Origin of the sequence: Tunicatimonas sp. (assembly GCF_049647865.1) — a bacterium.
Classification (GTDB): Bacteria; Bacteroidota; Bacteroidia; order Cytophagales; family Cyclobacteriaceae; genus Tunicatimonas.
In genome coordinates, this window is sequence record NZ_JBARYM010000776.1 from 1 (window position 1) to 9,783 (window position 9,783).

Genomic DNA, 9,783 nt, shown 5'->3' on the forward strand with positions numbered 1-9,783 from the left:
AGCCGGGACCGCTTCAGACTAGCCTTAGAAAACTCTCCGGTTATCCTTTTCTACCAAGATACTGAACTGCGCTACACCTGGCAGTACAATGATCATCCTAATTTTAAAATTGATGATGTACTGGGAAAGACCGACTATGAGATACTAGGCGACACCTACCAGGAATGGATTGACCTGAAGGTGCAAGTAATAACTACGGCCCAGAGTGCTCACGCTGAACTGAGCATCAACGGCCGGGTATACGATATAACTGTTAAACCGGAACGAGAGGGAGATCAAGTAGTTGGTATCAAGGGAGTAGCGGTAGACATTACCAAGTTGAAAGAAGTTCAGCAAGAACTTAGTGAGGCTAAGGAAGCAGCCGAAAGAGCCGCCCAAGCAAAAGAAGATTTTTTAGCGACCATGAGCCACGAGATTCGTACTCCCCTCAACGCTGTCGTAGGCTTATCGGGTTTGCTGTTAAGTCAGCATCATTTGCCCGAGCAGCGAGAAAACCTGGAAGCACTCCGGTACTCATCGGACAATATGATATCGCTGATTAACGATATACTGGATTTTAGTAAAATTGAAGCCGGGAAAGTAGCTTTAGAGTTAATCCCCTTTGACCTTTCCCAGTTGTTAGCCGATTTACAGCAGTCGCACCAGCTTCGGGCCCAAGAGAACAATAACCAACTTGCTATTAATCGCGAGCAAAGCGTACCGGATTGGGTAATCGGCGATCAGATGAAAGTAGGGCAGGTTCTCAACAATTTACTTAGCAATGCCCTAAAGTTTACTACCGACGGACAAGTAACGCTTACGGTGGCATTGAAGCAGAAAAAGGCTAATCTGACTCATCTTCTTTTTTCAATAGAAGATACCGGAGTAGGAATTCCCTTCGATAAGCTCGATCATATCTTCAGCAATTTTACCCAAGTAGATAGTTCCACTCGCCGGAAATACGGAGGCACTGGCTTGGGCCTATCTATCACCAAGCGGTTACTGGAATTGATGGGGAGCCAGATTCAGGTAGAAAGTCAGGAAGGAAAAGGAAGCCGTTTCTTTTTCACCTTAGCTCTTGAGGCAACCCCTTCGCCCGATACTTCTTTAAATTTTGACACGCTTCCCACTAATAAAAGCTTTTTACCCGAAATCCGGATTCTTTTAGTGGAAGATGTAGCGATTAACCGCATGGTGCTACGGCAACATTTTCAGGAATGGCCGACGGCTACCATAGATGAGGCCACTAATGGAGAAGAAGCACTTCAAAAAGTAACAGAAAATAATTACGATCCTATTCTAATGGATGTCCGCATGCCGGTAATGGATGGCTACCAGGCCACCCAAAAAATCAGAGAACTGAAGAATTCTTCTACTAGCCAGATACCCATTATAGCCCTAACCGCCGATACTTCGGAAACCCTACAGCATCAGCAAGCTGATTATTTCACCGACGTAATCACCAAGCCCTTCAGGCCCCAGGAACTCTTCCGGAAGATTCTTCAGTATACGGCCGATAAAGATCAGCCGGAGCTATCTATGACCTTTTCTGAGGCCGAAGCCCCTTTTAATGATCGTACAGAACTGGTTGAGTTTTACCAAATCACCTACGATCAATTTCAAGAATCTAAACAGCACCACCAAGAAGCTATGAAAGAGCAGAGTGCTGGGAAGCTAGCCGAAGTTGCACACAAACTCCAGATGGCCTTATCCATGTTCGGATTAGACTCACTTAAAGAGAGGCTGTCTCAGGATCAGAAACTTCTAGCATCCGATAATCCGTCAGAAATTCAGCAGGCACTTGATCAGACGCAGCAGCTATTTGGGCAAGTAATATAACAGCTAGAAGCACGACAAGCACAAATCAGCAAGTCAGATAAATAAATCCATCAGATAATTCAAACTTGTTCTTTGATCATTGAAGACGTATAAGTAGGCCAGTAGATTAGTAGTCTGGTAAACGATTCACCGCGGATATTTTGCGAAAATACTATCCGAATCATACGATGGAAAAAAAGGGGCGTAATCGATTTAAAGGTGAGCATACCAGCTTGAAACCAATTGAGAATTATAATGTTATAAACTATATTTGCTACACACTGCTTCAGTACCTATAAGCTACCGACCAAATCTATACTATGAGTGAGAATCAATTAAAAAGCAATAACAAATTGTATGTAGCTGGGATAGGGGCATCCGCCGGAGGATTAGATGCCCTCTCTAAGTTAGTTGATAACCTACCGACCAAGCCTACCAATTTTGCCATTATTGTAGCCCAGCACCTTAGCCCCGACTACAAGAGCCGTATGGTAGAGCTACTTAATCGTAATGCTCGTTGGCCTGTTGTTGAAGCCCAAGACCAACTACCTATTGAAGCCGGCACGGTGTACATTACCCCGCCCGATTACGAGATTTCGGTAGAAGATCATTCTATTATTCTCAAGAAAATCCAGCAGAAAGTACAAGCGGTACCCTCGGTTAATAATCTACTTCAGTCTATTGCCAGCCAGTATAAAAACTACGGTATTGGCGTTATTCTGTCCGGAACCGGGGAAGATGGTTCTTTAGGTATTAAGGAAATTAAAAAGAACAAAGGGTATACTATTGCGCAGGAGCCTAATACTTCGCAGCACCGTAGTATGCCCGAAGCGGCTATTAAAACTGGCTACGTAGACGTGGTGTTACCCCCCGCCCAAATTGGTAGCGAGTTGATTCGCTTCATTCAGAACCATCAAGTCGTAAACGAGATAGATGAGAAAGAAAGTAGCAGTGAAAGTATTTTTCGGCTAATGACCAGTAAAACGGGTACGGACTTCTCCAAGTACAAATCTTCCACTATTCAGCGGCGCATTACCAAGCGGTTAGATGCTTTAAGTTTGTTAAATATTGATAACTACTACCGTTATATTCAGGAGAACCCTACTGAACTGGATAATTTATTTCAGACCGTACTAATTGGGGTCACTGAGTTTTTCCGCGACCAACCGGCCTTTGAAAAGCTGGAGAAGTACCTTAGAGAAACTGTTAGTAAAAAGCCAACGGGGCAGCCTATTCGCGTATGGTCGGTAGGCTGTGCTACTGGGGAAGAACCCTACACCATTGCCATTCTCTTATCGGAGATACTGGGTAAAGAAATTCATAACAATACGGTACAAATTTTTGCCACCGATATCGACGAAAATGCCTTGGGCCACGGGCGAAGAGGGTGCTACTCCGAAGATCAGGTAGCCAACCTTTCGTCTGAGCTGTTAGAGAAATACTTTAACCAAGGGGTTGATGGCTACGAGGTAAAGAAAAAGATTCGTCAGTTAGTGTTGTTCTCTAAACACGACATTTCGGTAGACCCACACTTTGTTCGGTTAGACTTAATTACTTGCCGTAATGTGCTTATTTACTTTCGTAATGAGCTACAAAAAGAGGTGCTTCCCGTATTTCATTACGCCTTGAAAGAAGACGGTTATCTGATGCTGGGCAAATCCGAGAATATTCTTCAATTAACCGATCTGTTTCTCAAAGAGGACACCAAGCAGAAAATATTTCGGCGTAAATCGGGTATACAGCTTAATACGCTAAAATACACCAACTTTAAAAAGGCAAGGGACAATTATGAAGCTCCTCCTCCGGCAAAAACGGAGCTGTCGTTAGAAGAGATCGCTCGTGAAACCCTGGTACAAACCTACGAGCATCCTTACGTGGTAATTGATGATGCTATGGAAGTGCTGCTGATTAAAGGGCGTATGGCTCCCTACATTGATTTAAGCGAAGGCTCCCTCAACGCCAACATTCTTAAGTTGGTACACCAAGGGTTGCACATGGGCTTGCGAACTACCATTACCCGGGCTAAGCGGGAGGGCACTCCGCAAAAGAGCAGCGTTGTTCGCTTTAAAGCTTTTGAGCGGGAAGAGACTGTGCGCCTTACTGTAAAATCATTACTGTACCGCAAAAACGATCAGAACTACTACTTGGTGATCTTTGAGAAGATAGACCCAGATGTGGGTTATCCACTTTCGCTCGATGAGATAAAAGCGCAAGACGAGCATAAGAATGCGGTGCGCGCTATGGAACTGGAGCAGGAGCTGGGAGCCACTCGCGAACATCTACAAACGTTTACCGAAGAACTAGAAACCACGAATGAGGAATTGCAGACCATGAACGAGGAGCTGCAATCGTCTAATGAAGAACTAAAGTCTACCAACGAAGAGCTAGAAACCAGCAACGAGGAGCTACGGTCAGCTAACGAAGAATTACAAACTGCTAACTCTGAGCTGGCCATCTCCAACGAGACTCTGGTAGAAAAAGAAGCTGAGATTAGCAAGATTAAAGATGATTTGGAGATAAGTAACGACCGCTTTCGGCTAGCTCTGGAAAACTCTCCGGTTATTATTTTCTATCAGGATACCGAACTGCGTTACACCTGGCAGTACAACAACCACCCCGATTTTGAAGTAGAAGACGTACTGGGTAAATCTGACTACGACCTACTGGGTAGTGAATATACTGAGTTTATTAACCAAAAAGCCAAGGTATTAACCACCGCCCAACGGGTTCATACCGAGCTTAACGTCAATGATATTATCTACGATATATTCATTGAGCCAGACTATCAGCAGGGAGAAGTAGTTGGTATAAAGGGTGTAGCGATTGATATAACCCACAAGGTAGAGGTTACCCGACAGGCGATCTACCGTCAGAGCATCATTGATAATACTATTAATGAAATTGATCTGCAAGTACTGGCGGTATCTCCTGACTTTACGGTGCTTACGCTAAACCAAGCTCAGAACGAAGAGTTTAATAGGTTATTTAAGAAGGAGATTCAAGAGGGGGACAACATTCTTAAGTTGTTGCAAGAATACCCTGATGCACAAGCTCGCACAAAAAATCTGCTAGAGAAATCTCTCAAAGGCGAGAAGGTCGTCATAGACGAGTACAAAAGTACCCGGATGAATGAGTTAGGCGAAGTGCGCTACTACAATATAATAGTCTCCCCGTTGTACGATACCAACCGAAAGGTGATTGGAGCCGCCATGAGTAGCCAGGAAATTACCCGGCAGCGTAAGCGGGAGCAGCAGCTACGGAGTATTGTCCGGCAAAGTGCCAACCTTATTGGCGAAGCCTTCTTCAAGGATCTCACCCAGCAAGTGGCCAACTTATTTAGTATTAAGTACGTGTACATTGGTATTTTATCTGAGGACAATTCCAAGATAGATACCAAAGCGCTACGTATTAACGGCAAATTAGCCAAAAATTTCTCCTACACCCTGCAAGGGGCACCCTGCGGAGCCGTGGCTAATAACGAAGATATACGCTACTTTCAGCACGTAGCCGAGCAATTTCCCGAAGATCCTAAGTTGCAGCGGTGGAACGCCGAAACCTACCTAGGGGTACCCATCACTTCCCCCAGCACAGGCGATACGCTGGGCGTATTAGTCATGATCAACGATCAGCGCTGGCAAGAAGTACCGGATACTGACTATCTTCTGAATTTGCTCAGTCTGCGAGCGGGAGCGGAGCTAGACCGACAAATAGATGAGCGACGCATTCGAAAGCGGGACCTACAAATTAAGCATATCACTGAGTCTATTCCGGAGATGATCTACGAGTACGTGATCTACCCAGATGGTTCTGATGAATTCACGTACGTAAGCGCCGCCAGTGAGCAAATCTATGAGCTTAAGCCTCAAGCTATTATAAAAGACGCTGATCTGGTTTATCAGGCTATCCACCCCGACGACTTGAATAGCTTTGCGAGTAGTGCCCAAGAAGCAGGTGAAAATCTTAGGGTTAATAATTGGGAGGGCCGTATTATCGGAGCCAAAACCAATCAAATAAAGTGGGTAAGAGTTAAGGCTGTTCCTGAAAAAAGAAGAGATGGCCGCATTGTATGGTCGGGGGTGATTGATGATATTACTCACTTTAAAAATATTCAACAAGAGCTCACACAAGCTAAAGATAACGCCGAGCAAGCAGCCCGGGTAAAGGAAGATTTTCTGGCCACCATGAGCCACGAAATTCGCACTCCGTTGAACGCCATTATCGGAATTTCAAATTTGTTGCAAAAGCAAAACCCCCGATCGGCTCAGCAAGATAACTTACAGACCCTGAAGTTTTCTTCTCAGTCGTTAATGGCTCTGATTAACGATATTCTCGATTTTAGTAAAATTGAAGCAGGGAAAATTGAGTTTGACCAAACTCCAGTTAACTTCTCGCGTTTTGTTCAGAACGTTATTCGCTCTCACGAAGCCCAGGCGAAAAAGAATCAAAACGAACTTATTCTTGAGCAAGATGAAGAGGTTCCGGAAGTGATTGTTTGCGACCAGAACAAGCTAGGCCAAATACTGAATAATTTACTCAGCAACGCTATTAAATTTACCAAGCAAGGTGCGGTAACCCTGCGAATAAATGTGGTAGAAAAGAGCGATTCAAAGGTTACTCTTTACTTTTCCGTAGCTGATACCGGAGTAGGTATTGCCCCCGACCGAGTAGATAGTATTTTTGATTCGTTTACCCAGGAAGACAGCTCTACTTCCCGCAAATTTGGGGGTACCGGGTTGGGCCTAACCATTACCCGAATGTTACTACAACTTAAGGGTGGCCAAATTCACGTAGAAAGTGAAGTGGGTAAAGGATCAAATTTCTTCTTTACCCTTTCGTTTGCTATTGGCGAGTTAGCAGAAGATACCATTCAAATGCCGGAGGAAATAGATACGGACTCAGTTCAGATTGATCGGTTACTATTGGTGGAAGATGCTCCGGTAAATCGTATGGTCGTTATGCAATATCTACAGGAGTGGTGGGATGTCGATATTGATGAGGCCAGCAATGGTGAAGAAGCGGTAATTAAAGCGAAACAAAGCATATACGATGTTATTCTAATGGATATTCGGATGCCAGTAATGGATGGTGTTGAGGCGGCTAAACAGATACGAGCCCTGAGCAATGGAAGTGAAAAAACTCCCATCATTGCTCTCACGGCTGATATTACCGAGATTAATCGCCAGCCGGCAAGCGACTATTTCGACGATTACGTAGCTAAACCATTTGATCCCCAAAAATTACAAGATAAGATTATAAAGTTTACTCAACAGCCTGCTCAGGAGTACTCGAAATTTAATTCAGTGGAGGTTACCGAAGTGAGTGATTTGTTTTCGGATGATCCGGAAAAGCTACATACGTTCTACGAAATGACAGTAAATAGCTTCGTGAAGCACCGCGCCTCAATTACTGAAGCACTACAGAAGAAGAATACGGAGCAGCTACGAGATACCATCCATACTATGCGACCCACGCTTATTATGCTGTCAGCTAAAAATTTACTTCCTCTGTTGGAGAAGGTAGGAGAAACACCACTATCTGAAGTTTCTGACACGCTTAAAAACCAGATTAGGCAGGAGTTAGATAATTTGATCGAAGAGATTAAGGCGGAGCTAAACCATTCGGAATAAAAGAACTTAAATTACCTAGAAATTGTAAAGTAATAGGCACCTCTCTTTTTTAGATGCCAACCCACTGCGGTTCAAATTTTTTTATTAGCACCAATTTTTTTACTATGGAAAATTTAAGAATCCTGGTTATTGGAGCCTCTATGGGAGGTATTAAAGTATTCCCTACGGTGGTAAAACAGATTAAGCCCGATATGCCGGTAGCTGTTTTTATTGTTCAGCACGTTTATTCAGCCCATAAGAGTCAACTAGCTGGTATACTATCTACTCACACCGAGGCTACAGTAAAGTTTGCCGAAGATGGAGAACCTATTCGGGCGGGCCATATTTATGTGAGTCCATCGGATCAGCACCTGATTGTAGGTTCGGATAAAATGACCCTTAGCTATGGACCCCAGGAGAACAGCTCCCGTCCTTCCATTAATGCACTATTTCGCTCCGCCGCCATTGCTCATCGTAATAAAGTTATTGGTCTGCTACTTACCGGGCTTTTGTCAGATGGTGCTCAAGGTATGAAGGCTATCCACGATTGCGGAGGAATTACGATTGTTCAGGACCCAGACGATGCTGAGTTTGACGAGATGCCTCGGAACTCTATTAGAGCTACTGAGATAGACTACATAGCTACTCTGGACGACATTCCTTCGCTATTGAAAGTACTTATCAAGAAGCCGGTAAAACCCTCAAACTTATCGGAGCAGAAAGTGCCAATAGAACTTAAGCGCCAAGTAGCTGCTTCACTGAAACCCTTAACTCAGATAGTAGAAGATGATGATACATTGCCGGCTAATTTTCAGAAACCTGACTTTCCAATAGACTTAGACGATTCTCTCTGGTCGGTGCTTCAGTATATGCAGGAGCGAACTACCATGCTGGAGAACCTAGCTGAAAACGAGCATATGAAAGATCGAAAGAAACTGGCTCGAGACTATGAGCTACGTGCGCAGGAATCGCGGGCGCATACCGAAAACTTGCGGGCGCATTTGTTAGAACTGGAGCTGGGTCAGAGCACTTCTAAAGTTAACGGATCTTCGGGTCTACCAAATTAAGTAAGTATTCCCCGTATCCACTTTTCATTTGCTTAGCAGCCAGTTGGCGTACTTGTTCTGACTCGATAAAATCCATACGGTAGGCTATTTCTTCAATGCAGCCAATTTTTAGCCCCTGCCGCTGCTCGATTACCTGTACAAACTGCCCGGCTTGGGTTAGCGAATCAAAGGTGCCAGTGTCTAACCAGGCGGTACCTCTGCTTAAAACGCTTACCTGTAGTTTACCCTGCGCCAAATATTCCTTATTCACATCGGTAATCTCAAGTTCGCCCCGCGCACTAGGTTTTAAGTTTTTAGCAATAGTAACTACCTGATTATCATAGAAATACAGTCCGGGGATGGCGTAATTTGATTTGGGGTGCTTTGGTTTTTCCTCAATAGAAGTCACTCGCTGGTTATCATCAAATTCCACTACTCCGTAGCGATGAGGGTCATGAACATGATAAGCGTACACAATTCCGCCGTCGGGATCATTATTGCTTTGTAACTGCTTATACAAGCCGCTGCCATAAAAAATATTATCCCCTAAAATTAAGGCTACTTTATCTTGCCCAATAAAATCGGCACCAATAGTAAACGCTTGGGCTAATCCTTCAGGCTTAGGCTGTACTGCATAATGAAAGTGGCAACCAAGCTGCTCACCGTTACCCAACAGTTTCTCAAATAATGGCATATCGTGGGGCGTAGAAATGATCAGTATTTCCCGAATGCCCGACATCATTAGAATAGACAGTGGGTAGTAGATCATCGGTTTATCGTACACCGGCATTAACTGCTTACTTACTGCTAGGGTAAGTGGATGCAAGCGAGTACCGGAGCCCCCGGCCAAGATAATACCTTTCATAACTTGGTGGATTGGTTATGCTACAAGTATACTAAAAAATGGCTGAATGGAAGGAGGAAATAGTTGAGTTTATAAGAATTCGAATCCACTTACGAGCTAGAAAACTTCTGATAATAGCGACAACATCCACTAGGCAAACAAGTATTGTAAATGGCTCATCGTACTTATTGATTTCTTTGGTATCTAATAATGAAGGAAAAAGTAGGTTTATACTACCTACGGTAGATCTTTCATTATTTTTTTAAAAGCAAACCAGTTATACTAAGAATCACCATAGTACCTATACAGAGCACACCAAATAAAATTTCGTATTCATTCATAGCTTGTATCGTTTAATAAAAAAAGACTAAATAGAAACTTAGTATAGTCAGTCAGGATAGCTATTTCAGCATCAATCTCTTTATTTATTAAAGCCTGTTCTTTTGCTAACCTATCTTTAGATTATTCATCCATTGGCAAACTTATTAGG

4 protein-coding genes are annotated in these 9,783 nt (G+C 43.7%); 3 read left to right on the forward strand and 1 reads right to left on the reverse strand.

Going from position 1 to position 9,783, the window contains the following annotated elements:
• The 3 genes from WBA23_RS22585 to WBA23_RS22595 all read left to right on the forward strand — a co-directional run.
• A partial coding sequence (locus WBA23_RS22585) for an ATP-binding protein (RefSeq protein WP_424584543.1) occupies positions 1–1,818 on the forward strand: 1,818 nt, incomplete at its 5' end.
• Between the two features lie 299 nt (positions 1,819–2,117).
• Positions 2,118–7,424, forward strand: coding sequence for a CheR family methyltransferase (locus tag WBA23_RS22590; protein ID WP_424584544.1), 5,307 nt, complete (start codon positions 2,118–2,120; stop codon positions 7,422–7,424).
• 104 nt (positions 7,425–7,528) lie between these two features.
• Positions 7,529–8,470 (forward strand): chemotaxis protein CheB, encoded by a 942-nt coding sequence (locus tag WBA23_RS22595; RefSeq protein ID WP_424584545.1) that lies wholly within the window; start codon positions 7,529–7,531, stop codon positions 8,468–8,470.
• On the opposite strand, the gene rfbA is transcribed toward WBA23_RS22595, so the two are convergent.
• Positions 8,442–9,314, reverse strand: coding sequence for a glucose-1-phosphate thymidylyltransferase RfbA (gene rfbA, locus WBA23_RS22600; RefSeq protein WP_424584546.1), 873 nt, complete (start codon positions 9,312–9,314; stop codon positions 8,442–8,444). The two genes, WBA23_RS22595 and rfbA, sit on opposite strands and share 29 nt — an antisense overlap.
• Between the last annotated feature and the right edge of the window lie 469 nt (positions 9,315–9,783).

What these genes read in the sequence shown, in the direction of transcription:
- WBA23_RS22590 (WP_424584544.1), top strand. Translation starts at nt 2,118, where the DNA reads ATGAGTGAGAATCAATTAAAAAGCAATAACAAATTGTATGTAGCTGGG.
- WBA23_RS22595 (WP_424584545.1), top strand. Translation starts at nt 7,529, where the DNA reads ATGGAAAATTTAAGAATCCTGGTTATTGGAGCCTCTATGGGAGGTATT.
- rfbA (WP_424584546.1), bottom strand. Translation starts at nt 9,314, where the DNA reads ATGAAAGGTATTATCTTGGCCGGGGGCTCCGGTACTCGCTTGCATCCA.